Origin of the sequence: Janthinobacterium sp. HH106, from assembly GCF_001758725.1 — a bacterium.
Classification (GTDB): domain Bacteria; phylum Pseudomonadota; class Gammaproteobacteria; order Burkholderiales; family Burkholderiaceae_D; genus Janthinobacterium.
Window position 1 is genome coordinate 293,793 of sequence record NZ_LRIC01000048.1, and the last position, 24,218, is coordinate 318,010.

The window sequence follows — 24,218 nt, forward strand, 5'->3', positions numbered from 1 at the left end:
CTTCTAATGCTGTGTTCTGGTGCCGGGAGCCGGAATCGTTGCCCGCATATTCATGCGGGTTTTCGGAGATTTGGCGTAAATTTGGCGTAATCGAAATTAATTTTTCTCGCGGTACGATTGTACCCACGCGATCACCTCCTTGGCATTGTACAGGGGCTGCGCACGGCCCTTTGATGTCGGCAGGCGGATGGCTTTGGGAAACGAGGGCAAGCATGCCATCTGTTCACGAACCGTACCGGGTTCGCGTTTCAAGTACGCGGCAATCGTTGCAATGTCCCACAGGTCAACGGCCAGCGGAATCGATGGTGCCATCCGCTGGGCGACAGCGTCGGCCAGGCGCTCAATCAGGTCAACGTCGGTCATGTTTTGTTCCCTGGGCTGCTTGCCAGTTTTGGTGGTGTGTTGAATTTCCATATCGTTCTGTTTCTCAGTAAGTTGTAACGCAGGTTGAAGATTGGCGGCGTCGTGGGCACTTCGCATCATGGATACCAGCAGTAGAGGCTAGCCAAGGCGCTCGCTAGCGACGCAAACACGACGGCGATATGAAGGCGGTAGGGCATCGGCTCGGTGCGGCCCTGGGGGCGCTTTGACGGCTTGCCGAGCGAGGCGCTAAGGGCTGCCATGTGAGCCGCGATGGCTTTGTCTTCACGCTGCTCGACTTGATCGGTGAGGTGTCGCTCGAAGCTGCGCAGAATCCGGCGGAATTGGAGGTTGATCATTCATCCCCCTTTTTTTTTGCACGGTCCAGGCGCTCGATCTCTGCGACCAGGAGCGCTGCGGCTTTGACGAGTTCTTGGCGGCGATCGCAGGCCTTTGGTGGCCCCCAGTCGGCAGGAACGATCACGTGACCCCGAGTCATGCCATAGCCGGTTTCCTCTGCGGGCCAACTGCGGGCCGCTGGTGGCATGGCGTAGAACGTGGCGTAAGCTGCGATCTCGTCGTTTTGATGCTCGTCGTCGTGCTTCAGGTCATAGCATTTCGCCTTGATCTGCCGATTCCGCTCGGCCATCACATCGCGCTCTGCTGCGCTGGCTGGCGGCAACTTGTCGGCATACTCGATGATCGATGAGCGCAGCCATTCTGCGCCGCGATTGAAACCGTCGGCATAGGCCGTAGCTGTCGCTTCGGTGTGGACCCAGCCGCCGACGCCAATATTTACCAAATGCACTGCAGCCAATGGCCCAATGCCCTTGTCCAGCACCACGCGAGCAGGCCTGCGAGCCATCATGGCCTTGCCGACGCTCACCGGCTCTTCCAGCGGTACTCCGCCGCGTATAGCATCCAATAAAGCACTGTGACCCTCGCTCACTTTTGGGGGCGGAGCTGAGTGTGTGAAGAGGGGGACAAGGTCTGCAGTGTCAATGCCGGCTTGCGTGGCCCATTTGCAGGCGCTGACATAATTGGAGAACCATACGCGGACGTTTTGACTGTCCTTGGCGAACACAGCAAACCCTACAGCGTCGTCTTGTTGGATGCGCTTTGGTGGTACGCCGGTCGAGGCGTGGGTTTCTTCGATCAGCGCCCCCACTATCTCGGCCGGGCTGCGTTTGAACAGGAACTGTGGACGGTATGCCTGGATCTCCTGCAGCAGCTCGGCGCCGAGGTTGGCCATGGCGGCGACCTGGTGCGGGCCGCTGGGCAGAAACTCCAGGGTGGCTATGTCGATGGTGATCGATGCAGCTTGGCCGGCGCGCATTGCTTGCCAGTTCATGCGTTCAGCAACCTCCACTGCATTCACGGCATCAATGCTGGCGTTCGAGGTAGGGCCGTTCATGCTGCCACCGCGCGTTCGATTGCATAGCTCGTCGACGCGTACTGATCGAAGTCGGCCATGTCGAGTTCGTGGGTGAGGTACTGGTGGAAGTCGACCAGGCCGCCATTCTCAATCTCGTGCAATACGGCGGTGGCCAGTTCTACCGGCAGAGGCTTTTGCGGAACGAGAGTAAACAGCCGGCGATTTTCATAATCGTGCGGTATTGCATCTGCAGTCAGCAGAACCAAATTCAGGCTATTCGAGATGGCGATATCAGGCATCTCGTGCCGATGGACGACAATGTTTGCAGAGGCAATGAGGTTCTTGATGGTGCCAGTGGCCCAGTCAGCGAAGCGAATGTCCTGCAGGACCGCGTAGCGCTTACCGATCGCCCAGCCGTTGAATGTGCGGCGCGGCAGCACGCCGCACAGCTGTGCCTGGCTGCCGTACATTGGGCCGATTACTATCTCAAACAGCAGGTGCTGGCCAGCGCCCTGGTCGCCGGCTACAAGCAGGGCAGTTGCCATCTTGGCGCCACGGTGGCGCAGCGGATACGCAAGCCAGCGGGCCACCCAGGTGGCCTGTTCGGCATCCTGGTTGCACAGGTGAAGCAACAGCGCGCGGATGTGCGGTGCGGTGGTCGTGGCCACTGGCGCTGCAGGTTGCGCGATCGAGCCGAAGAAGGCGCGGATTTTGGCGAAAAGGGACGTGATGAATTTCATGGTTGCTCCGTTCGTGGTGGTTATTGAATTGCTGCTTCGGTATCAGGCGTGGGCTTGGTGGTGCCGACTACCGGGGATTTTGGCCATGGCCATGGCTTCTGTGGAGCGGCCGCTTTCGACTTGCGTGCGCGCGGCGTTGACGTGGTTGCTTGCGATACTGGTTCGTCGTGCGTGGGTGCTGCAGGTGCTTCAGCTGCGGGAGCAGCCGCATTGAGGCTAATCTGCTCGGCGAGCATTTCCGCGTCTTCGTCGTCTTCCGGGTTGTCGGCGAGCTGGTTCTCTGGCGCCGGATCAGTCTCACGGCGCAGCCAGACTTGACCAGGTGCGTAGTGCCAGCCGAGCGCATTGGCTGCGGCCTCCAGCGGTTTGAGCATCAACGGCCGTTCGGCGAGGATGAACTTGCTCAGGTCATTGAGGCGGGCAGGCGCAATGGCGATCAGCTGGCCAAGCTGATAATCCTGGACGGATTCAAACGCTATCGTTTCCATTTCCAACTGTAGGCGCACCGCATCTGGATCGATGCCCTCATGCCTGGCCATGGCATGTATTGCGGCCTGCTGGTTATCGAAATCTTCGTCATCCCATCCATTTGTAATCAGGCTGTCGCCCAGCAGCATGTCGACCAGCAACAGCTGCACATCTGGCAGTCCTGCCTGATCGATATAGGCGTGGATGCTCTCGGTGCTGGAGGTATCAAATGTGTATATGCCGGCGAGAGCCTCGTCGGGAAGATCGCGGTCAATCAGCACCAGTTTGGTAAATTCGCGCAGCGAGGCCAGTGAAAATCCGTTGGCGCCGCGTGCGCGCAGGCGCTTGTAAAGCTCGATGCGGTAGGCTTCTTCCTGCTCGGCTTTTGCCTCGTCTGCGCGTGCGATTTCCCGTTGCTTTTCGGCGGCCGCTTGCTTTTCCGGTGTATTGGCAGCGGCCTCCTTTTTTGCTTCTGCGGCGCGGAGTGTCGACATGCGAGCGTCATAGACTTCTTTTGTTTCGCACGCGCCGGCATCTTCCAGGAGTTTCTGGATAGTCGCCTTATCGTAAAACGGGGTCAATTGGCCCTTCTCGTCCTTCACGTACCACGCTGGCTCGGGGAGCAGGCCGCTCTCAAGGAATTTCTCTGTGTTACCTTCATTTTTTGTGCTGGGCGCGTTGCGTTCGAAGACCCACAGCGGCGACGCCAGCGCTACAAACTCGCTGCTGCTTCTATATTCATTCTGACGTCTTCTTGTCGCCCCATCCTCGCCTTCGTAGACGGGCACGCCGCCTTGAGATGCTGCTGCGATGGCTAATGCGTCGTGCGCCTGGCGCTTTTCGGCATAGCACGCCGGATCTGTGCAGACGTCTGCACTTTTGATGTCGGTGAAAACGTCCGGCTGGTTGCCTGTTTTCTTGGGGCACTTGGTGCAGGCGCCGGCCAGCGTCACTAGGCTCGCGTCGCTGAGATTAAACAGCGCGCGGGTCAGGTCGACCATATAGCGGGTCTGGATATGCTGTAACGCCGCGCGGTAGGACATCGGCTCGCCAGTGCGCTGGTCCGGCGCGCTGATCTCGGCCAGTGCCTTGATCTGCAGGGCAGGGACGGGTACGCGTGCGATCAGCAGGGCTGTCGAGGCCGAGATAACGTCATCGAGAAATTTCTCGCGCACCTCGGTCGTCAGGGCGCACAGTTTCAGGCGGCCATAGATGTGGCTACGCGACTTCTTCAGTTTTTCCACCAGGCGATCAGCGGTGTAGCCGGCATTGAGCATCAGTTCTTGGAACCCTTCGGCTTCTTCCATCGGGTGCGGGTCTTCGCGCTGCAGGTTCTCCAGCAGCTGGATTTCGCGCGCCTGCAGGTCGGTCAGCTTGCGGATCATGGTCGGACCGCGCAACAGTTCGGCGATGTTTCCCGCGCGCCAGCGCCGCTCTCCGGCAACGATCTCGAAATGCTGTGGAGCGTCTGCTGTTGGAGTCACAGGTCGAATCAAGATCGGCTGGACGATGCCGACCTCCTTGATATTGGCGGCCAGCTGCTCTAGCGCCACCTGGTTGAATCGTTTGCGGTTGGTGTAACTGGGGCGGATATCGGCCCAGTCCGTGATCGCGAACACTTGGTCGTCGACCAGCTCGTCGACGACGATGCGTTTCTCGCTTCGGGCCGGGGCATTCTTCATGCCACCGATGGTGGGTATTACGAGTTCGCTCATGTGCGGCTCCTGGTTGTGGGCGGGTACGGCCCGGTTAGCGTTTAATGAAATCGAAAGGGCTGCTGTTGCCGATGGGGAGCAGTTCATGGCCGTCGGCCAGCTGCGCCACCAGTGCGGCTTTGGCCTGGCGCGGAGTCATGGCGCGGCCGTCCGGGTGGGTGAAGCCGCGCAGCTCGTGGAGTGGCCTGGCCAGCACGCTGCGCACATCGATTGCCAGGTGGACGAGCGGGACGGTCATTTGATCGCCCCAGGTGTGTGGTAGGCGAGCTTGAAAGTGACGCCTTTAGGCAGCGTCACGCTCACGCACCATGCGGTGAAGCCGGCGCGGGGCTGCTGTTGAGGACGGACTGGCTCGGTGACGTGGTAGCCGCGACGGCGCATGGCCTCGAATACCTGCAGGATAGACAGGCGACCATCAGGGCCAGTCAATTCCTTGGCTGCGCATCCAGTGTTGCGCGTGAAACGCGCTAGCTGGGCGGCGTCGTTCGCGTTGACCAGCGTGTCGTGCAGGCTTTGCGACGATGGCAGGTTCACTTTGGGCAGCCTGCGGGTGGCGGTCGAGGGCATGGCTGCGGCCTCCTACAGTGGATGCGCGGTCACGCCGCAGGGTTCGCCGCACTGTGCTTCGACGGCGTCCTCGCAAGCACTCGCAGCCGTGCTGGCCAGCGCGTAGTAGCGCGTCACGCCGCGCGAGGTTTTCACGGTGACGCGGAAGGCACTCAATGGCGAGCCTCTTTTTTCGGAGTGAGCAGCAGCGAAAAGACGCGGTTGGCCAGCGCCATGTCGTCTCGCTGCAGCGCGCCAGATAGTGCAGCGATGAAGGTTTCTGTGCACAGGACGCGATCTTGCGGGTGCCTGTTCGTGGCGACGTCAATGCATTGCTGAATGCTCTCAAGAACTGTGAGAGGGGGTTTTGGAAGGTTTTCCATCGTCTTCGCTCCATCGTTGTGGTTGCTAATACGAAGAAGTTTAGGCATACCTAAAGAAACAGTCAAGTTAATATTTTCGGCATGCCTAAATTTTTAGTCATATTGGAGCTGTGATCTTTTGGCAAGGCGAAAAAAAACCCCGCCATGCGGGGTGGATTGACTTAAGCGGTTGTGTTAGAAGTGGTCGCCTTCTCTACGTACAACCCTGCCAATAATGATGCATTCGTTGCCTTGGCAATTCCTGCGATAAAACTTTCGTTGATCGGAGTTGTCCGACATAAGCCACCACTGGCCGGCATCACGTGACACCCGTTTTACAACTGCTTCTCCACCATAATTGACTGCGAATACTGCATTGTCGGTCAACTTCTTGTCAGCCAAGTTGATAACAATCGTATCGCCCTCATAGAACGTGGGTTCCATGCTTTCTCCCTTAACCTTGACGGCTAGAAGGCTCTCCGGGTCAAATCCTTTGCGATGCACCCACGATTTTGACAGGCCCAGTGTTCCCCCATCGGTATTGTCTGGTTCAGTCTGAAAGCCCGTAACCCCAGCTTGCAGCCGCAGTTGCACTAATTTAACACGATAGAGTGCCTCCTCGTCCTCGTCAATGAGCGAGATTGGTATGGCGCCAGGCATCAGCTTCTGGGCCTCTTCCTTTGTTGTATCGGTTCCGTGGAGCAGCCAATCCGGTGATACCTCCAGCACTTGACAAACCTTTACCAGGTTGTTGCCTTCGATCATTTTTGTATCGCCATTTTCCCAGTCGGTAACTGTCGGCGCGGATACTCCCACCAGCTTCGCAAAAGCTGATTTTTTGATGTTTTTGGCCTCGCGGGCCAGCGTAAGTCTTTTGTGCCAATCCATTAGGTAATCCTAACAATTTCCATATAAGGGATGCCTAAATTATTCTTGCTTATTTCTTTAGGCTTGCCTAAAATAAGGTATGACTAATGAACTTACAGCCGACGAAATCATTGACGCGCTTGGCGGCACGTCAGAAACCGCACGGATTTGCCAAGTTAAAGACCCGTCCGTGTCTGAGTGGCGCCGCAACGGCATTCCGCGTGCGCGTCTTATGTTCTTGAAACTGGCACGGCCAGAAGTCTTTAGTTCAGAGGGGCGGCTGGACCCTGGCCCGGGTCGTGCAGGCCGTCAGCTGCCATCGCCAACAAACATCCTTGACACCGTACCGGAGCATTCCGTTGTCGGTGTCGATCCGCGAAGCAGGGTGTGAGCAGGATCAATTTTCATGTCGCAAGCGTAGCTTGACCGCGTAGCAAGAACAACCACCAAGAAGAAGGAAATGTTGTGAAAATCAAAAAATCGTACCTTGCCATGATCAGGGCATTTCCCGGCGGTTGGGACGCAATCGCAGCCGCCCTGGGCATGAGCCGGAACGGGCTGGAAAACCGCATTTACGAACGCAAGGGGCAGGGCGTTGCTGTTGACACGGCCCTGCAGCTTCAGGCGTTCTCCAACACGACGCTGTTTGCTGAAGCCGTGGCGGCATCGAGCGGCGGTGCCTTCGTTAAGTTGCCAGCTGATTTGTCGGATGGGAATGAAGTAATCGCTAAGAAGTTTCGTGAGGTCTATATCCGCTTGGGGCGCTTCGCTGAGCATTTCGAGGCGGCCATCGCTGGCGACGATGAAATCGACGAGAAGGAACGTGCTGAACTCGATGCCATCATGCATGGCATCCATAAATCGCTTTCCGAAATGATGGCGATGAGTATTCGCGTGTATTGCAAACCGGAAGCCGGCCAGGATGGTGCGGCATGAGTGCGCATTTCGGCCCGCGCGCCGGAACACGCCCTGATCTCGCCTTTCGCAAGCTGGTCCAGCTGGGCGGCCGTGCTGGCTTGCATGGCTGGATGAAAGCCATGACGTGGACGCGCCCCATTACAGCGTTTGAGCGCGAAATCATTAACTCGCTGATGCGTTGTCATGTGGTGCGCCGTGAGGCTGGCGATTACGCGGTGACGCAAAAAGGCTGGGATTTTGTTGGCCGCTCAACTCAAGCCAACGTGGCGCCGGCAGGGCAGGTCGCAGGGCCGCGTTATGTCGGCAAGAAACTGCCTCTGTCACCCGCGAATATGGTGCGTGCACCGCTGGCCCGTCCTGGCTCGTTTGACTATGCAGCAATCCCCTCCCGTATGGGAAGTCAGCGCGTGCCGCATGGCCTGGCTATGCCTGGGGTGACGGGAGCCATTGTCAGTGAGTAATGTTGACCAGGTAGTTGCTCAAATGGCGGCATACGACATGCCGCAACTCCCGCCCAATCACCCTGTATTCGATGGCAAGTTTCACCGTTTCGGCCCGAAGAAAAAGGGCTGGTACATCCTGCGTGAACTGGAGCTCGAGACCGGCCGTAGGGTCGTCACTGGCGCTTTTGGTTTCCACCAAGGCGACAACCGGAATACCGTACCTGTCACCGTCGACGCCGAGGCGATGACGGATGATGAGCGCGCGGAGTTTGCGACCAAGCTGCGCGAGAACGAACAGCGCGAGGCCGAGAAAAAGCTGCGAGAAGCGCAGCTGGCCGCCAACCGCGCGCGCGACCAGTGGGCGAAAGCCGCAGGTATCGCTGTGCAGCACCCGTACCTTGATCGCAAGCAGGTTGCCGGCGAGGGCGTGCGCGTCGACCGCGCCGGCGCGTTGTTGATTCCCCTGCAGCGCGCTGGCCAGATCATCGGCCTGCAGAAGATCGACCAGGCTGGCGAGAAGCGCTACAACGCCGGCATGGACAAGCCGGGCGCATACCACATGCTTGGCCGGCCGCTTGATGCGCCTGTAATCGCGGTGGGCGAGGGTTACGCCACATGTGCGAGTGCGCGTGCGGCCGCAGCTCTGGCCGGCGTCGACCTGCCTGTGGCCGTGGCTTTTGACGCCGGTTCTTTGGCGTCCGTGGCTTCCGCTTTGCGCGAGGCGTTCCCGCAGGCGCATCTTCTTTTCCTTGTGGACGATGATGACCAGGTGGTCCAGCGTTTCATCGAGCGCTTGCGCGAGGACTATCAGGTCTTGGCCGCCGTGCCGATCGATGGCGTCTCGCATGTGGTGCTGGCCGATGACGGTGCCGACGTCGAGGTGACCGCCTGGTGGCGCACGGACGCGGCCGGCGTGCCGTACATCGAGGCGGACGTGCGTACTGGCCGCCGGCAACAGCGCTACACGTTCAAGAACGCCGGCGTGGCCAGCTGCTCGGCGCTGTGCCGCAAGATGCAGCGCACGTCGATGGTCGTTCCGGCGTTTGCCGACAGGGCAGGGCGCAAGCTAAGCGATTTCAACGACATGCAAATTGAGGAGGGGCTTGAGGAGGTAGCGGCGCTGATCGGGGTTGCCATCCTTGCTGCGCAGCAGCCTAAATCTGCCGTTCCTTTTCCTCTCGCCGCGCCAGCGGGCAATTCAATGGTTCCGCCTGCAGCTGCTGCCGTAGCCGTTGGCGTCTCCCCCGTTCCCCCTGCTGCGCAGCAGCCAGATTCTGGTTTTCCCGACGCCGGCGTGATCGCGCCAGTGCTTGATCTCGGGGTGTTGTTCCTGGAAGGCGTGACGGACGAATCCCCCCCTCCCCCTGGTGCGGAGCAGCCAGCCCGCAGGAGCGCTATCGACGCAGAGGCGGACGATAGCGAGGCGCGTCTGGCCGCCACGTTGGAAGCGGGATACGCCGACGGATCGCTGCCTGAGCCTCCTGACGAGGGCGGCTCCGCTTCCGCGCCGGGGGCGGGGGGTGACGGCAAGCAGGCGAAGGACAAACCGAAAAAAGTATACGGCGCCGACCACTGGAATCAGGTCGAGTACGTGCTGAAGAACTTCGTGCTGGTGTATGGCGAGGACCTGGTGTGGGACGTGTCGCAGCGGATGCTGATGAAGATCAGCAGCATGCGCACCATCGTGGCCAACAACGACGTCATGAAGTTTTGGGGCGGAGAGGCGCGGCGCTGGGTGCTGAAGAAAAACATCGTCTTTGATCCGCAGGACATTCCGTCGCCGGCATCGAGCGGCGCGACGGCCACCGTGAACCTGTTCAACGGATGGGCGATGCAGCCGCGACGCGGCAGCTGCCTGCGCATCCAGACCCTGATCGCGCACCTGTGCGATGGCAACGATGCCCTGGTCGAGTGGGTCGAGCGCTGGCTGGCCTACCCGTTGCGCAATCGCGGCGCCAAGATGGAAACGTCGATCATCATGCACGGCGACGAGGGCAGCGGTAAGAATTTCTTCTTCGAGAAGGTCATCAAGAAAATCTACGGCGAGTACGGCTATGTGATCGGCAATGCGCAGCTGGAGAGCCAGTTCAACGACTGGGCCTCGATGAAGCTGTTCATGGTGGCCGATGAGGTGGTGACGCGCTCGGAGCTGAAGCACATGAAGGGCAAGCTCAAGTACCTGGTGTCGGGCGACATGATCATCATCAATCCGAAGGGGTTGCCCGAGCATGGCGAGGCGAACCACATGAACTTCGTGTTCCTGTCGAACGAGCTGCAGCCGCTGGCCCTGGACAAGACGGACCGCCGCTACCTGGTGATCTGGACGCCGCCGGCGTTGTCGCGCGAGTTCTACGTCCAGGTGGCCGAAGAGATCGCCAATGGCGGCATCGAGGCGTACTACCACTACCTCATGCACGAGCTGGACATGGGTGACTTTGACGAGCACACCAAGCCGATCTACACGGATGCCAAAGACGACCTGATCGAGAAGAGCCTGACGCCGGCCGAGCGCTTCTACCGCGACTGGAGCCGGGGCTTCCTGCCGCTGCCGTTCATCACGTGCGGCGCTACCCAGCTATACGACGCCTACAAGGTGTGGTGCGACAAGAGCGGGGAATCGAAGTACATCTCACAGACCATCTTCTCGCCCACCGTGCTGCGGTACGCCGGCGAGGCGTTGGAAAAGCACCTGATCAAGTATGAGCTGGGATCGGTGGTAAAGCAGCGCAACGTGTTTTTAGCCGGGAAGAAGCCAGAGGGCAAGACGCTTGCAGAGTGGGCGGCAGATGCATCGGGCCTGTTCGAGAAAAGTTTGAGGGCATACCGGAGTCGCAGCGGGGTTGATGCTGCCGATGTTGAGGGTTAAGCCATCACATAGCACAAAGCCATCACATCGCAAACCCGCATGGATGCTGGAATGTGATGGGTATGAAGGGTATTACGGGTTCTCGCGCACGCACACATGTGCGCATTGATGGACAAGGCCGTTTGAATGTCGATGGTTCGCTGTATTTTTTTTGTCAGAAAGTAGAAAGAAGTAATAACAGTACTCATACCCATCACAAGTAAGTATTCATGCGGGTTAGCGATGTGATGGGTATGTGATGGGTATGACGGGTTAGCGGAATACGGCCGGTTTTCATCGAAGAAGGAAGTGGAGGGCAGGACGATGAACAAGAAGGTGAGCATGCGGGAGCAAATGCCCCAGGTGGCGGCGATCATCGATGCGTTCCGCGAGGCATTTGGGGCGGAGGTGGTGGATGCGGCGATACGGCGCGGTATGCGTGGTGGGCAGGGCTTCCACGCTACTGAAAATGGGCATGAGGTGGGCACGCCGGTTTATCAGGGCGTGCCGCTGGATAGGACGCCTGGGCGGTATGTGGGGCGGATGGGCGAAGTGGCATGGCAGGCAGCATTGGATCAGCAGGCGATTGATAACGAGAAAAGGGGCTAGGTGATGGAAGTGAAAGCGGAAGAAGCGGTATTTGAAAACGTGGGTCAGGCGGTACATGTGTCGTTCCTGATCATGGCCCAGGAGGCAAAGCAGGACGCGCCGTTGCGCGCGGCACTGATCAAGGCGATGGAGTCGGTGCAGTTGAACGGCCGTCAGCGTTGCTGGCTGGAGCAGCTGCGCGGCGCGGCGTCGGGAACAATTAACTTCGGCGGACTGGATGGCAACGAGGTGCGCGCCCAGTGTGCCATGGTGCTGCAGGCGGTAAAGCATAGGCTGCCGAAGACGGAAATGTGGGTGTTGCAAGCGAAGTACGGGCAGACGGACTTTGAGGATGTGGATGGCCGACGGCGCTTTGCCTTCTCGGTCGAGCGCATCGAGGCCATCAAGGGATTGGCGGATTGGTTCCGGCCAATGTTCCCTGGGCTGAACCCGCATGCAGTCGACTGCATGCTGGGGCGCTTGTTCGCCAACCATAAGCAGCTGGATATCACGGTGCGCGACCTCGCCAAGTCATTCGGTGCAAGCCACATGACCTACCAGCGGGCGTCGACAAAGATGCACGGGCATGTGCGGGAGCTTGAGCAGAAGGCCTATAGCCGCCTCGCGCCAAGCTTTGTTGCTGATGGTGTTGTCGAGGAGTTTTTGCAATAGCTTGACGCGGCTGTTACAGCGGGTGTATATTTCGGTCATTCTCGCAGCAGTAACGCCTAAAGCCCGCACAAGCGGGCTTTTTTGCGTTTAACGAGACGATTTCTCAACAGCGAAAGAGGTGATCTATCTCGATCCGCTCCATAGCGGGGGATACATTCGTTTCTGGTGCTTGCCCACTTCGGTGGGCTTTTTTATTTGTGTTGATGATAGGGCGCAGGGGCGCACACCTCAACCACAAGGCGGCCGCGTTTCTTGTGGGATGTTTTGTGCAGACGTCTGCACAAGTACTGGATGGAAAAAGAATGGCCCTTGAAATATCCGTTCGGACGAACCTCGCAGACGTAGAGCGCGGGTTGAGTGACTTGGCCAAGCGGCAAATGCCATATGCCACAGCGTTAGCATTGACGTCGCTGTCCAAGTTGGTAGCTGCCGATGCTGTTAGCAATTTGTCTGCCAAGCTCAAGAACCCGTCGCCCTTTACGCTGCGCTCGGTGAAGACGATGGGGGCGCGCAAGGATAACCTGGTGGCCAAGGTGTACGTGATGGACAAGGCGGCAGAGTATCTGGAGCCTTATGAGCGTGGTGGTGTACATAAGCTGGCCGGCAAGGCGCTCCTCAATCCCAAAGACATCGCGCTCAATCAGTATGGACAGTTGCGCAAGGGTACGCTGGCCGCGTTGAAAGGGCGCAGCGATATCTTCATTGGCCCGGTCAAGACAAAGAAGGGAATCGTCAATGGTGTATGGCAGCGCACGGCAATAAAGGCAACGATCACCAACAGGAAGACAGGCAAGGCGCGCGTCAGTTCGCGGGGTGTCAACACGTCCGGGGCACTGAAGCTGTTGATTCGATTCGGTGATGCGCTCGCGGTCAGAACACATCTAGGCTACCACGCTCGGGCAACGGCAATGATCAATGCCAACTTCAATGCCGAGATGGATAAGGCAATGATCAAAGCAATGGGGACGGCACGTCCCTGACGACCGGCCGGTCGAGTGTAAAGGCGGCGCCGAAATCAACGGGTCCTCCCTGGAGGTTTTGCTCCCGAGGGCATTGCGCGCCCCGTTCTTTCTCTAGCTGAGGAATTGCATACGCTTCCTTCCTTTTTAGATTACTGGGTACCGATATGGGAAAGCTGGTCAACAAGCGCGACCTGTCGGAGATCATGGGCGTGTCGGAGCGGACATTCACCGAGTGGCAGAAAGAACCAGGCTTCCCTTTTGAAATCAATGGGGGGCGGGGCGTTGGAAATAGCTACGATACTGCCAAGGTCATCCAGTGGATGATCGAGCGCGACATCGCGCGCCGCTCCGCAGAAAAGCCGCGTGACCGCTTGGATCGTTTGAAGGCGGACATGGTCGAAGTCGACCTGGCCGAGAGGCTGGGCCAACTGGCGCCGGCCGCACTGTTCGAGCGCGCCTGGTCCGATCACATCATCGCGGCCAAAACAGAACTGTTGTCACTGCCGCTCAGGCTAGTGGGCGAAATTCATGCATTGCATAACATCACGGTCGATACCGATCTGATCCTGGTGCAGATCGAGGCCTCGCTGGCCAAGCTGGAGAGTTTTGATGTCGACGCATTCGATTCTGATGAACCCGACCCTGAAGGCGATGATGCGCCAGACGGTGGCGACGACGATTAAAGAAGTCCAGCGGCGTTGGGCGCCCGCGCCGAAAATCAGTACCCGCGCCTGGGCACGGAAATACCGCTACCTGTCCGAGCTGGAGTCGCAACTGCCTGGCAAGTACAACCTGGACGTGACGCCATACCTGGCGTGGGAGAACGGGCCGCTCGATGCGATCGACGATCCAACCGTACGCAAGGTCGTTGGGCAGAAGTCCGCGCAGATCGCGTGGACGTCAGGTGTGATTGGCAACGCCCTGGCGAAGTGGGTAGACAGTGACCCGTCGCCGATCCTCGGGCTGTTCCCGAAGGAAGCGTCGGCCAAGGAATACATGGCCGAGAAGTTTGAACCAATGGTCGACGCGACGCCCCGCTTGCGCGGCAAGATCGATCTGCGCAGCAGGAAGGCGCAGCAGCGCCAGTTGTTCAAGCGGTTCCCCGGCGGCTTCCTGAAGCTGGTCGGCTCGAATTCGCCGTCCTCGGTGAAGTCGACGCCGACGCCCCGCGTTTTCGTAGAAGAACCCGACGATTGCAATTTGAATCTGAGGGGACAGGGGGACTCGATCAAGCTGGCAGAGGAGCGGGTGAAGACATACGCTCGGCCGAAGCTGATCATTGGCGGCACGCCGACGATCGAGGGTGTTTCGGCTGTCGTCGCTGAAATGGAAAATTCGGACAAGCGCCAGGCGATGATCCCGTGCGGCGATTGTGGCGAGGCGCATCCGCTCGACTTCGAGAACCTGCGCTGCCTGGAAGATCCGCTGCAGAACCATCCGATCTTTGGGACCAAGCAGCCCGAGACAGCGTACTACGCATGTCCGGCCTGCGGCAGCACCTGGAACGATGCACAGAAGAATCGGTATGTGCGCAAGGGGAGCTGGGTCGCTACTGCGCCGTTTCGTGGCGTCGCCGGCTTTTACTTCAATGAGCTGATGAGTCCGTTCCCCGGTTCGCGCATGTCGTTGCTGATGGAAAAGTGGTTGACGGCATTGCACGACCTGAGCCGTGGTGATGCGGGGCCGCTGATCGCATTTGTAAACAGCAGCAAGGGATTGCCCTATACGTACAAGGGCGACATGCCGACCGCTGGCGCGCTTCAGGAGCGCGAACTGGATTACGAGGCAAACACGGTCCCGATCGGTGGGCTGATCCTTGTCGCCGGTATCGATATCCAGCATGACCGCATCGAGGTGGTGCTGCGTGCCTATGGCCGTGGCGAAGAGAGCTGGCTGGTGCAGTACATCCGGATATTCGGCACGCCTGGCGTGTATGAAGATCCCGTGTGGGCTGACCTGGACGCAATCTTGTTTCACAAATACCGCTCGGTGCGTGGCTTCAAGATTGGCGTTTCCGCCGTCAGCTTGGATACGTCGGACGGCACGACGTCCGACGCCACATACAAGTGGGTGCGAAACCGACAGCGCAAGGGTATCGAATTCGTCATGGCCATCAAGGGTTCGAGCCTGACGGATTCCGAGATCTTCGCGCGGCCGGTGCCCACAAAGGACACGAACCGGCGCAATACTAAGGCGGCGAAGTATGGCCTGCAGGTGTTTATCGTCGGCACGTCGCGCGCCAAAGACCTGCTGATAGGCGAGCGTGGCCGGGTATCGTTGGAAGGCGATGGACCCGGCCGGTTCCATACCTATCGGAACGCCAGCCCGGAGTATTACAGCCAGCTGCTGGAGTCGGAGGTCAAAGCACCAGTGCGGACTAGCAACGGCCATATCGTCAAGGCCTGGCAAAAGAAGATCGGCCGTCGCAACGAGGTGCTGGACTGCGAGGTTTATGCACTGCATGCGAGCCGCGCGGCGAAAGTTCATCTTCGCACGCCGGCGCAATGGAGTTCTTTGGAGGCTAGGTTAAGCCAAGCGGCATTGTTTGATGACGATGAGCAGCCGGATGTTCCTGTGCTGCCAAGTGCTGGCGCAGCGCCGGTCAAGAGTGATATGGCCGATGCGGTAGAAGGGATGCCGCCCATCGAGTCGGCGCAACCATCTGAAGCCCCACCCATTCCTGCGCCGGCTGCCGTGCGAGTGATATCCGTTGCCGCAGCGCCGGCTTTGAAAAAACGAAAACGCTTCGCGTAGGAAATTTATGAAACCATTTGATCCATCCACCAGCCTGTTGGCGGGCATGCCCACGGACGCGCTGAAAAAAACGCTGGCCGAAGCGCAGCAGGCATATATCGATCTGTCGACTGGTGCTAAGGGTGTGTCCTACTCATACACCCAGGGTGACGGCGCGCGCGCCGTGACATACACTCAGACGAATATCTCACAGCTGATTGTGCTGATCCGGACGCTGCAGCAGCAGGTGGGTATTGTCAGCCGCGCACGTCGCCCAATGCGGTTCCGATTCTGATGGGCAGCCCCATTAGAATCCTCGGGCCAAACGGCCAGCCGTTGCCGCCACATCGCGGTCGAGCGTCGATGTTGTCCGGCGCCGGTGGTTCCCCATACGATGCCGCCGATATGTACGGCGACCACATGGCTGATTGGAACCCGTACCTGGGCTCGCCTGATGGCGACCTCAATATGCACCGCGACCGCATCGTCTCGCGCGTGCGCGACATGGTGCGCAACGATGGCTGGGCATCTGGTGCTGTCACGCGCATTCTGGACAACGCGATCGGCGCTTCTTTCCGGCCGATCTTCAAGCCGGACTACGCTGCGCTGCGCGCCCACACGGGAATCAAGGAATTTGATCACGTGTGGGCCGATGAGTTCGGGCAGTGCTTGGAGGCCAGCTATCGAACCTGGGCGAACGATATCGGCCGCTACAGCGATACCCAGCGCGAAATGACAGTGGGCCAGCAAATGCGCCTCGGCTTTCGCCACAAGCTTGTTGATGGCGATGCCTTGGCCATGGTGCATTGGTTACCAGAACGGCAGGGTCCAGGCCGCGCGCGATATGCAACTGCCATCCAGATACTGGACCCGGATCGTCTGTCGAACCCGCAGTTGGTATTTGACAGCAACGAGATCCGGGGTGGCGTTGAGATTGATGCATACGGCGCGGCGGTTGCTTATCACATCCGCCGCGCGCACCAGGGCGACTTCTTCACCGGCGCCAAGTCGGTGACGTGGGAGCGCATCGAGCGGGAGACCAACTGGGGCCGGCCGATCATCATTCATGATTTTGACCATGAGCGCGCCGGCCAGCACCGGGGTGTGGGAATTTTCGCGCCGGTGCTGCAGCGGCTGAAAATGCTGGTCAAGTACGACAGCGCCGAGCTCGATGCATCGATCATCAACGCTATCTTTGCCGCTTACATCGAGTCGCCGTATGACCCGGCTGTTGTCGAAGAGGCGATGGGAGGCGACGACCTGAAGGATTATCAAACTCAGCGTCAGGAGTTTCACGATGATCGCCGGATTAAGCTTGGCGGCTCTCGCATGCCAATTCTCTTTCCGGGCGAGAAAATCAACGCGGTCTCCGCAACACGGCCGAACGCCAATTTTCAGGCCTTTGAGTCTGCAGTCCTGCGTAACTTTGCTGCAGGGACCGGGTTATCGGCGCAGCAGGTCAACAACGACTGGTCGGACGTGAATTACAGCTCGGCGCGTGGTGCCATGCTGGAAGCCTGGAAAACGCTGTCGCGGCGTCGCAATGATTACGCCGTTGGTTTTGGCCAGTCGCTGGTCAGCGTCTTTGCTGAGGAAGCGATGGAGGTCGACAACCTGCCCTTGCCACGCCGCGCGCCGGAGTATCACGAATTCCGGACGGCTTACTCGCGCGCCAAGTGGATGGGGCCAGGTCGCGGCATCATCGATCCGGTGAAAGAGCGCCAGGGCTCCATCCTCGGCATGGATGCCGGCCTGTCCACACTCGAAGACGAGGCGGCGGAACTGGGCGGTGTCGACTGGCGCGAGACGTTGAACCAGCGCGCCATTGAGATCGCTCGCTTTAAGCAGCTGGGCATCAAGCTGCCGGAATGGGCGGCTGGATATGACACGAAGTCTGCAACTGAGGAAGAAAAGGCTACCTGATGAAATTTGAATTCCTGGCCCAGCGTTTGTTCAACACACCGCTGGCGATCGCGCCTGGCAAGGCCGAGGTCATCATGGCAGCGCTGGCCGACCGGCTGGGTATCAGCCAGATCGCACGCCTGAACCCAGCGCCGCTGATGATGGAAGACGATGAAGTAGTTTATTCATCGCCGGGCCGCAATGGCCGTGCCGGCTACGAGGTAATCGCCGGTGTGGCCATCATCGAGGTTTACGGCACGCTGGTGCAGAAACTCGGCTCGTTGCGGCCCTGGTCCGGCATGACTGGTTATGACGGCATCCGGCAGAACTTCCTGATGGCGATGAGCGATCCGGACGTGAAAGCCATCATGCTCGACATCGACAGTCCGGGTGGTGAGGTGGCTGGCTGTTTCGACCTGGTCGACGCGATCTACCGTGCGCGCGGCAAGAAGCCGATCTGGTCGATCCTGAACGAGTGCGCCTATTCAGCTGCCTACGCGATCGCCAGCGCGGCCGACCGTATCACGGTGCCGCGCACTGGTGGCGTCGGCTCGATCGGCGTTATCTGGATGCATATGGATTGGTCGAAGGCCCTGACCGGCGCAGGCTTCAAGGTCACGTTCATTACCTACGGCGAGTCGAAGGCGGATGGACATCCCGAAATCCCGCTGTCTCCGGAGGCGCTTGCGCGCTTCCAGGGGGATATCGATTTGATGGGCGAATTGTTTGTCACGACCGTCGCCCGCAACCGGAATATCTCGGCCAAGGTTGTCCGCGATACCCAGGCCGCAACCTACCTGGGGGCGGCCGGCGTCAGCCAGGCGCTTGCAGATGATGTACTGGCCCCTGATGCAGCATTTCGTGCATTGCTTGCCGAAATTACCTAACTTTTTACTGGAAAATACATGAGCAAAATTACCAAGATGATGGCATCCCTGTCGTTCGCACACCTGCTGGGCATGCCGGCCGGCGCCAAAGCCGAAGACGGCGACGACGATGACGACAAGAAGCAGCGCACCGACGAATCCGACGAAGACTATGCCAAGCGCATGGAGGAAGAGGAGGAGGAAGAGAAAAAGAAAGAAGACGCCCGTCGCGCCGAAGAAGAAGAAAAAGAAGAAAAGAAAAAGGAAGACGAAGCCAAAAAGGCCAAGAAAGCCGAAGAAGACGAAGACGACAAGGAAAAGGCGGCTCGCGTGAACGAGCGTGCCCGCTGTGCCGCGATCTTCAAATGCGCAGCAGCTGGCACGCGGCCAGACGTCGCCGCGCACCTGGCCTTCAATACCAGCATGCCCAGCGCTGAAGCGATCGGCATGCTGGAAACCTTCGCTATGGGTGGCGCGCCGCAGCCGTCGAGCTTGGCCAGCCGCATGGCCGGTGTGAAACCGCAGAATGTCGGCGCCGGTGCGGCAGCAGCTCCTGCTGCTGGCAGTGACGCCGCTGTTACGGCGCAGATCATCGCGGCCGGCAAGATCCGTCGCGGCGAAAAATAGTTTTCAACCCGTCCTACAAAGGAAGCAAAGCATGAGTCTCCCCGTCAATTCCGTGGGTGGTAACCCGCAGATTCCCGGCATTTTTGCCGAAACCTTTATCCCGGATCAGTTGATCGCTGGTCGCCATCCGCTTGTTACGGACAGCGTGACCGTGCTGGCCGGCCAGGTGTTCCCGCGTGGCGCCGTGCTGGGCCGTATCACTGCATCGGGCAAATACGTCGTGGCGCTCGCTGCCGCTGCCGATGGTTCCCAGAATCCGGCAGTCGTTGCTGTCGACAACGTCGACGCGACTGCTGGCGATATGAATGCCGGGGTGTATCTCGCCGGCGAATTCAACGGTGCCGCCATGACCCTGGGCACCGGCATCACGATTGCTGCAGCTGCTGCGGCGCTGCGGCCCTTGTCGATCTACGTCAAGGGTTCGGTATCCGCTGCCGATCCAACCTGATCGGCAATGCCCCCTGAGGCCCTCTGATGAGGGCTTTTTTTTCGTCCAAATTCCCGGAGTAATCTATGTCCTTTTTGTTCAACACCAATGTCCTGATCGGTGTGGTGCCCAACCTGAAGCGTCCGCAGAAATTTCTGCTGGACCGCTTTTTCCCGAACATCGTGATGTCCGACAGCGAGTTCGTGTCGATCGACGTCGATGTCGGCCTGCGCCGCATGTCGCCGTTTGTTTCTCCGCTGGTGCAAGGCAAGCTGGTCGAGCAGCGCCGCCTGCAGACCAACCAGTTTAAGCCGGCGTACATCAAGGATAAGCGCGCCCCTGACCTGAGCAAACCCGTACGCCGCATGATCGGTGAGCGTATCGGCGGCGAGCTGACTGGCGCAGCACGCGAAGCGGCCAACCTCGAAGCGGAAATGTCCGACCAGGTCGACATGATCGACCGCCGGCTGGAATGGATGGCGGCCTCGGCGCTGATGACAGGTACGGTCTTGATCGTGGGCGATGGCTTCCCCGCAGTGCAAGTTGATTTTGGCCGTGATGCTGGCTTGTCGCTCGCATTGACCGGTGCCGACAAATGGGACACGGCTTTTGCGGCGGTCGGAGCCAATGGCATTTATACCGCGCCATCGGACTGCATTGAGGAGTGGGGGCATGTCATCCTGAAAAAGTCGGGTGGCACCGCTACCGATCTGATCTTCACGACCACGTCGTGGAAATACTTCAAGCTCGACAGCAACGTCAAAACTTCGCTGCATTACCCACGTTCCGGCGAAGGCAACAACGTGAATATCGGCGCGCAGGTCCAGCGTGGCGCCCAGTACAAGGGCAAATGGGGCCAGTACGATCTGTGGGTCTACAACGACTGGTACATCGATGAGAAGGGCGTCGAGCGTGCCATGGTGGATGACGGCAAGGTCATCATGAGCGGTCCTGACCTGATGGGCACGCGTGCATTCGGCCAGATCCTGGACCCGGCTTTTAACTACACAGCCATGCCATATGCTCCGAAGACCTGGCTCGAGAATGACCCGGCCCAGCGCCTGATCATGATGCAGTCCTCGCCGATTGTCATCCCGTCCCGTGTCAACGCCTCGCTCTGCGCAACCGTAGCAACACCGAAAGTATTCTGATCATGGCCAAAACTGAAAAAGTTGTCAAAGCAGTGGTCGCGCCGGGGCGCACCGTCAAATTTGAAGGCGCTAACGTTGGTCCAGGTGGTGAAGTGACACTGCCTGCAGATGAAGTGGCGTGGTTACGCAAGGGCGGTTATCTGCTCGACCCTGCCGCGACTGCGCCGACCATCGCGCCGGGCCCGGCTTTTGAAAAGGACGGGGAAGGTGAACCATCCCCTCCCGCAGAATGATCGACTGGAATCGCATGGTCAACGGTCCAGTCATGGCTGTGTTTGGTGATCAGGCGCGGTACCAGCCGATGGCTGGTGCAGCGTTTGATATCCAGGGTACCTTCCATGAAGCCTACAAGAGCCTTGACTTGACCGGTGGGATGGGCGTGACCACGGAGATGCCTGCATTGGGGGTGCTCTTGTCAGACTTCCCTATGCCTCCGAAGCAGAAGGATCGAGTGGCTATCAAGTCGACCGCGTTGCATGGCGGCGGTACCTTCGTAGTCAAGGAAGTGCAGCTGAGCGGTATTGGCGGCGCGCTCTTGCTGTTGAATTACGTGGGGGAGTGAGATGGCTAACACATCCATCCTGGCACGCCGGCATATCCGCCTGCTTGCCCTGGCTGCCCTGACCGGAGATACCTTTTCCCAGGTGACCATAGACTCACCTGGCGACTGGGATACGCCTCCGGAAGATTTGCCGGCGATTCTCTTGCGCTCACCGGATGACCGGAAGGTTTCCCTATCGAAAGGTCAGCCGACATTCTCTACGACCGTCGGTATCGAAATTGAGGCACGAGTGAGCGGGATGACCGCTGAGTCCGCACAGGATGCAATTGAGGCATTGTGTTTCGCCATCGAGACGGCGCTCTTTTCGAGCTATGACTTGACCTGTGCGGCGGCCCTGGTCTCTTGCGACACGCGCACAGAGGTTACGGCGGATGGCCGCGTTCATTTTGGGGCTGCCCGTATGACTTTGCAGGCCGAGTTGCCGGAAAGCTTCGACGCATTCAAACCCGGTGATCCAGTGGATTTGGGAGACTTCGGTCTTGTCTTTACCGCTGGCCAGGCCTACGACTCGACCGGCAATCATCCCAATCCAATGTTCGCATCAAGCCACGATGTGGCTGGCTGACGCCACTTCACGCTCTTACTTCAGGAGTTCACCATGTTTGTAAAACCTGCGCCGGGTCTGCGGATTCCGGACCCTGATTTGCACGACTTCTTGCCCGAACAGGGCAGGGAGGTGCCCGACGCGCCATATTGGCAGCGCCGGATTCATGACCAGGATGTCGTCATTGCAGTGGCAGTGGCAGAGAAATCGGCCATGGCCGATGCAGCGACATCGAAAAACCGGAGCAAGGAATGACCCTCCCTTTTAAAAATATCCCGGCCAATATCCGGGTACCCCTGTTTTACGCCGAGGTGGACAACTCGCGGGCCAACAGCGCCCAGTCCAATCAGCGCGCGCTGATCATTGGCCAGATCACGGCCGCTGGCACTGCAGTGCCCAATGTCCCTATTATTTCCCAGGGGGCGGCGGACGCCGCAATCGCCGGCGGTCAGGATTCGATGCTGGCATTGATGACAGCGGCGTACCGCGCGAACGATACGTTCGGTGAGGTGTGGTACCTGCCCCTCTCGGACGATGCGGCTGCATCGGCCGCTGTCGGCACGGTCACCTTTTTGACGTCGCCTACGGTCAACGGCACGCTGTATCTGTACGTCGCAGGCGTGCGCTACGCTTTGCCCGCCTTGACCAGCCAAACGGTGGCCCAGCTGGCCACTGCCTTGGCCGCGCTGATCAATGCCGACGCGGCCTGCCCGGTGAATGCGGTGGCGGCGGTGGGTGTCGTGACGCTTACCGCAGTCAACAAGGGGCCGTGCGGCAACGATATCGACCTGCAGTTCAATTACCTGGGTACGCGCGGTGGTGAGGCGCTACCGGCCGGATTGAGTGCAACGCTGGGGCCAATGGCAGGTGGTGCAACAGCGCCCTCGTTGTCTGTGGCCCTGGCGAATCTGGGTAGCCAGGAATTCGATTTCATCGTCAGCCCGTACACGGATACCGCGTCCCTCGATGCGCTCAAAAGTTTGCTCAATGACAGCACGGGACGTTGGGCCTGGAATCAGCAACTGTACGGGCACTACTTTGCTGCTTACAAGGGCACCTTCGGCGCGCAGGTGACCTTTGGCACTGCGCGTAACGATCAGCACGGTACCGTAATGGGCGTCAATGGCTCGCCCACGCCCACGTGGCTATGGGCGGCATCGATGGCTGGCGCCGCAGCGGTAAGCCTGCGCGCGGACCCAGCGTTGCCATTGCAAACGGTGGCAATTCAGGGCGTGCTGGCGCCACCGTTGCAGATGCGTTTCCAGCTGACGGAGCAGAATTCCTTGCTGTACTCCGGTATTTCAACATTTTCAGTGGCCGACGACGGGACGGTGGCCATTCAAAACCTGATTACGACGTATCAGAAAAACGGTTTCGGCAATGTCGATAACAGTTATTTGCAGATCGAAACGATGTTCACACTGGCCTATGTCCTGCGTGCGCTCAAGACGATGGTGACGTCGAAATACGCACGCGTGAAGCTGGCGGCAGATGGCACGCGCTTTGCGTCCGGCTCGGCCATCGTCACGCCGAACATTATCCGGGCCGATTTGATCGCCAAGTACCGCGAGCTGGAAGCGGATGGTTTCGTGCAGAACGGCGATGCCTTCAAGGAAGGGCTGATTGTGCAGCAAAACAGTCAGAACCCGAACCGGGTCGACGTCCTGTTCCCTGGAATTTTGATCAACCAGTTGCGCGTTTTTGCGTTGCTGAATCAGTTCCGTCTTCAGTAAGCCAACCGCGGCCGCCACGTGCGGCCAATTATATTTTAGGGAGCCTTTATGGCAGATACAACCAACCGGCTGGCCGGGATTGCTTACCTGACCGTCGACGGCACCAACTACATGCTGGCTGGTGATTTCGCCTATAGCGTGTCGAAGGTGGCCCGCGAGACGCTGATGGGGCAGGACCGGGTGCATGGTTATTCGGAAAAGCCGAAGCAAGGCAGCATGTCCGGATCTATCCGTGATGCCGGCGGCTTGAGCGTGGCTAGCTTCAATGCAATGACGAACGTTACCGTCACTGTCGAACTGGCCAATGGCAAGACGATTATCGGTCGCAACATGTGGACCGTGGGTGACTTGGAGGTGAAAACCACCGAGGCAACATTCGAAGTGAAATGGGAAGGTTTCAGCGTCGAGGAGGCGTAAATCATGAATCAAGTAAATACCGCAGTGGTGGCTCCGGCCGAAGAAGAGAAAACATTGGAGCTGCGCAAACCAGTCAAGCTGGGCGAAGTCGAATACAGCACCCTGAACCTGCGTGAGCCGACGGCAGGTGAATTGTCGAAAGCATCGAAGGCCGGCGGCAACGTTGACATTGCCATTGCACTGATTTCGATCATCGCCAAGGTACCTCGTGGCGCTGTTGAGAAGTTGTCGCAGCGCGACTTTCAGGAGGCCGCCGATTTTTTGGGCAGCTTTACGGGTGGTGGCCTGGCAACTGGCGAGATGTAGTCGCAGAACTCACCAAGTACTACGGTTGGGGGCCGCATGATGCATGGTCCCTGACCTGGACCGAACTGGCATGGTGGAATGACCAGGCG

General features: G+C 59.1%; 31 protein-coding genes. 21 read left to right on the forward strand and 10 right to left on the reverse strand.

Translation table 11 applies throughout. The features are described 5' to 3' along the window. Positions 1 to 96: 96 nt before the first annotated feature. From JAB8_RS18895 to JAB8_RS18935, 10 genes are all read right to left on the reverse strand, one after another. On the reverse strand, positions 97 to 414 hold the full coding sequence (locus JAB8_RS18895) for a hypothetical protein (protein ID WP_254679547.1): 318 nt from the start codon (positions 412 to 414) through the stop codon (positions 97 to 99). Positions 415 to 479: 65 nt separating this feature from the next. Further along, entirely contained in the window at positions 480 to 719 is a 240-nt protein-coding gene (locus JAB8_RS18900) for a hypothetical protein (protein ID WP_070290951.1), read from the reverse strand. Beyond that, positions 716 to 1,774, reverse strand: a complete 1,059-nt coding sequence (locus tag JAB8_RS28640) for a hypothetical protein (RefSeq protein WP_083287806.1) — start codon at positions 1,772 to 1,774, stop codon at positions 716 to 718. The genes JAB8_RS18900 and JAB8_RS28640 overlap by 4 nt, the downstream gene beginning before the upstream one ends. Next, positions 1,771 to 2,475 carry a hypothetical protein gene (locus tag JAB8_RS18910; protein ID WP_070290952.1) on the reverse strand — a complete coding sequence of 235 codons (705 nt, stop codon included), beginning with the start codon at positions 2,473 to 2,475 and terminating at the stop codon, positions 1,771 to 1,773. Before JAB8_RS18910 ends, JAB8_RS28640 begins: the two co-directional genes overlap by 4 nt. A 20-nt stretch (positions 2,476 to 2,495) precedes the next feature. Further along, positions 2,496 to 4,658, reverse strand: a complete 2,163-nt coding sequence (locus tag JAB8_RS18915; RefSeq protein ID WP_070290953.1) for a ParB/RepB/Spo0J family partition protein — start codon at positions 4,656 to 4,658, stop codon at positions 2,496 to 2,498. Between the two features lie 34 nt (positions 4,659 to 4,692). Further along, positions 4,693 to 4,896, reverse strand: coding sequence for a hypothetical protein (locus JAB8_RS18920; RefSeq protein ID WP_070290954.1), 204 nt, complete (start codon positions 4,894 to 4,896; stop codon positions 4,693 to 4,695). Next, positions 4,893 to 5,225: a hypothetical protein gene (locus tag JAB8_RS18925; RefSeq protein ID WP_070290955.1), complete on the reverse strand. Its 333-nt coding sequence runs from the start codon at positions 5,223 to 5,225 to the stop codon at positions 4,893 to 4,895. Before JAB8_RS18925 ends, JAB8_RS18920 begins: the two co-directional genes overlap by 4 nt. Positions 5,226 to 5,237: 12 nt before the next feature. Beyond that, entirely contained in the window at positions 5,238 to 5,381 is a 144-nt protein-coding gene (locus JAB8_RS29570) for a hypothetical protein (RefSeq protein ID WP_175445217.1), read from the reverse strand. Further along, the gene (locus JAB8_RS18930) at positions 5,378 to 5,587 is read right to left on the reverse strand and encodes a hypothetical protein (protein WP_139143083.1); all 210 of its coding nucleotides are present in this window, start codon (positions 5,585 to 5,587) and stop codon (positions 5,378 to 5,380) included. The genes JAB8_RS29570 and JAB8_RS18930 overlap by 4 nt, the downstream gene beginning before the upstream one ends. A 174-nt stretch (positions 5,588 to 5,761) precedes the next feature. Further along, entirely contained in the window at positions 5,762 to 6,454 is a 693-nt protein-coding gene (locus tag JAB8_RS18935; protein ID WP_070290957.1) for an XRE family transcriptional regulator, read from the reverse strand. 444 nt (positions 6,455 to 6,898) lie between these two features. On the opposite strand from JAB8_RS18935, the gene JAB8_RS18940 reads away from it, so the two are divergent. The 21 genes from JAB8_RS18940 (at position 6,899) to JAB8_RS19035 (ending at position 24,129) form a co-directional block, all read left to right on the forward strand. Continuing rightward, positions 6,899 to 7,369 (forward strand): YmfL family putative regulatory protein, encoded by a 471-nt coding sequence (locus tag JAB8_RS18940; RefSeq protein ID WP_070290958.1) that lies wholly within the window; start codon positions 6,899 to 6,901, stop codon positions 7,367 to 7,369. After that, entirely contained in the window at positions 7,366 to 7,812 is a 447-nt protein-coding gene (locus JAB8_RS18945; RefSeq protein WP_070290959.1) for a hypothetical protein, read from the forward strand. Before JAB8_RS18940 ends, JAB8_RS18945 begins: the two co-directional genes overlap by 4 nt. 37 nt (positions 7,813 to 7,849) lie before the next feature. Next, the gene (locus tag JAB8_RS18950) at positions 7,850 to 10,660 is read left to right on the forward strand and encodes a DUF5906 domain-containing protein (RefSeq protein WP_139143084.1); all 2,811 of its coding nucleotides are present in this window, start codon (positions 7,850 to 7,852) and stop codon (positions 10,658 to 10,660) included. 303 nt (positions 10,661 to 10,963) lie between these two features. Beyond that, positions 10,964 to 11,248 (forward strand): hypothetical protein, encoded by a 285-nt coding sequence (locus JAB8_RS18955; RefSeq protein WP_070290961.1) that lies wholly within the window; start codon positions 10,964 to 10,966, stop codon positions 11,246 to 11,248. 3 nt (positions 11,249 to 11,251) lie between these two features. Beyond that, a complete protein-coding gene (locus JAB8_RS18960) occupies positions 11,252 to 11,899 on the forward strand; it encodes a hypothetical protein (protein WP_070290962.1) in 648 nt (215 codons plus the stop codon). A gap of 302 nt (positions 11,900 to 12,201) precedes the next feature. Beyond that, positions 12,202 to 12,879, forward strand: a complete 678-nt coding sequence (locus JAB8_RS18965) for a hypothetical protein (RefSeq protein ID WP_070290963.1) — start codon at positions 12,202 to 12,204, stop codon at positions 12,877 to 12,879. 146 nt (positions 12,880 to 13,025) lie between these two features. Beyond that, entirely contained in the window at positions 13,026 to 13,544 is a 519-nt protein-coding gene (locus tag JAB8_RS18970; protein ID WP_070290964.1) for a terminase small subunit, read from the forward strand. Continuing rightward, positions 13,471 to 15,615: a terminase gpA endonuclease subunit gene (locus JAB8_RS18975; RefSeq protein WP_217494231.1), complete on the forward strand. Its 2,145-nt coding sequence runs from the start codon at positions 13,471 to 13,473 to the stop codon at positions 15,613 to 15,615. The genes JAB8_RS18970 and JAB8_RS18975 overlap by 74 nt, the downstream gene beginning before the upstream one ends. Before the next feature lie 7 nt (positions 15,616 to 15,622). Continuing rightward, entirely contained in the window at positions 15,623 to 15,889 is a 267-nt protein-coding gene (gene gpW / locus JAB8_RS18980) for a gpW family head-tail joining protein (protein WP_070290966.1), read from the forward strand. A 68-nt stretch (positions 15,890 to 15,957) separates the two neighbouring features. After that, positions 15,958 to 17,517 (forward strand): phage portal protein, encoded by a 1,560-nt coding sequence (locus tag JAB8_RS18985; RefSeq protein ID WP_070290967.1) that lies wholly within the window; start codon positions 15,958 to 15,960, stop codon positions 17,515 to 17,517. Continuing rightward, positions 17,517 to 18,383, forward strand: a complete 867-nt coding sequence (locus JAB8_RS18990) for a S49 family peptidase (protein WP_070290968.1) — start codon at positions 17,517 to 17,519, stop codon at positions 18,381 to 18,383. Before JAB8_RS18985 ends, JAB8_RS18990 begins: the two co-directional genes overlap by 1 nt. Before the next feature lie 18 nt (positions 18,384 to 18,401). Continuing rightward, positions 18,402 to 18,989, forward strand: coding sequence for a hypothetical protein (locus tag JAB8_RS28645; RefSeq protein ID WP_070290969.1), 588 nt, complete (start codon positions 18,402 to 18,404; stop codon positions 18,987 to 18,989). Positions 18,990 to 19,020: 31 nt separating this feature from the next. Beyond that, the gene (locus tag JAB8_RS19000; RefSeq protein ID WP_070290970.1) at positions 19,021 to 19,437 is read left to right on the forward strand and encodes a head decoration protein; all 417 of its coding nucleotides are present in this window, start codon (positions 19,021 to 19,023) and stop codon (positions 19,435 to 19,437) included. A 65-nt stretch (positions 19,438 to 19,502) separates the two neighbouring features. Further along, entirely contained in the window at positions 19,503 to 20,567 is a 1,065-nt protein-coding gene (locus JAB8_RS19005) for a major capsid protein (protein ID WP_070290971.1), read from the forward strand. Between the two features lie 2 nt (positions 20,568 to 20,569). After that, positions 20,570 to 20,800: a hypothetical protein gene (locus tag JAB8_RS29155; RefSeq protein ID WP_139143085.1), complete on the forward strand. Its 231-nt coding sequence runs from the start codon at positions 20,570 to 20,572 to the stop codon at positions 20,798 to 20,800. A gap of 14 nt (positions 20,801 to 20,814) precedes the next feature. After that, entirely contained in the window at positions 20,815 to 21,129 is a 315-nt protein-coding gene (locus JAB8_RS19010) for a hypothetical protein (protein ID WP_139143086.1), read from the forward strand. Between the two features lies 1 nt (position 21,130). After that, positions 21,131 to 21,694, forward strand: coding sequence for a hypothetical protein (locus JAB8_RS19015; RefSeq protein WP_070290973.1), 564 nt, complete (start codon positions 21,131 to 21,133; stop codon positions 21,692 to 21,694). Positions 21,695 to 21,727: 33 nt separating this feature from the next. Further along, positions 21,728 to 21,928, forward strand: a complete 201-nt coding sequence (locus JAB8_RS19020) for a DUF2635 domain-containing protein (protein ID WP_070290974.1) — start codon at positions 21,728 to 21,730, stop codon at positions 21,926 to 21,928. Then, on the forward strand, positions 21,925 to 23,406 hold the full coding sequence (locus JAB8_RS19025) for a phage tail sheath subtilisin-like domain-containing protein (RefSeq protein ID WP_070290975.1): 1,482 nt from the start codon (positions 21,925 to 21,927) through the stop codon (positions 23,404 to 23,406). The genes JAB8_RS19020 and JAB8_RS19025 overlap by 4 nt, the downstream gene beginning before the upstream one ends. A gap of 48 nt (positions 23,407 to 23,454) precedes the next feature. Then, the gene (locus JAB8_RS19030; protein ID WP_070290976.1) at positions 23,455 to 23,823 is read left to right on the forward strand and encodes a phage tail tube protein; all 369 of its coding nucleotides are present in this window, start codon (positions 23,455 to 23,457) and stop codon (positions 23,821 to 23,823) included. A gap of 3 nt (positions 23,824 to 23,826) precedes the next feature. Next, the gene (locus tag JAB8_RS19035) at positions 23,827 to 24,129 is read left to right on the forward strand and encodes a phage tail assembly protein (RefSeq protein ID WP_070290977.1); all 303 of its coding nucleotides are present in this window, start codon (positions 23,827 to 23,829) and stop codon (positions 24,127 to 24,129) included. Positions 24,130 to 24,218: the final 89 nt, after the last annotated feature.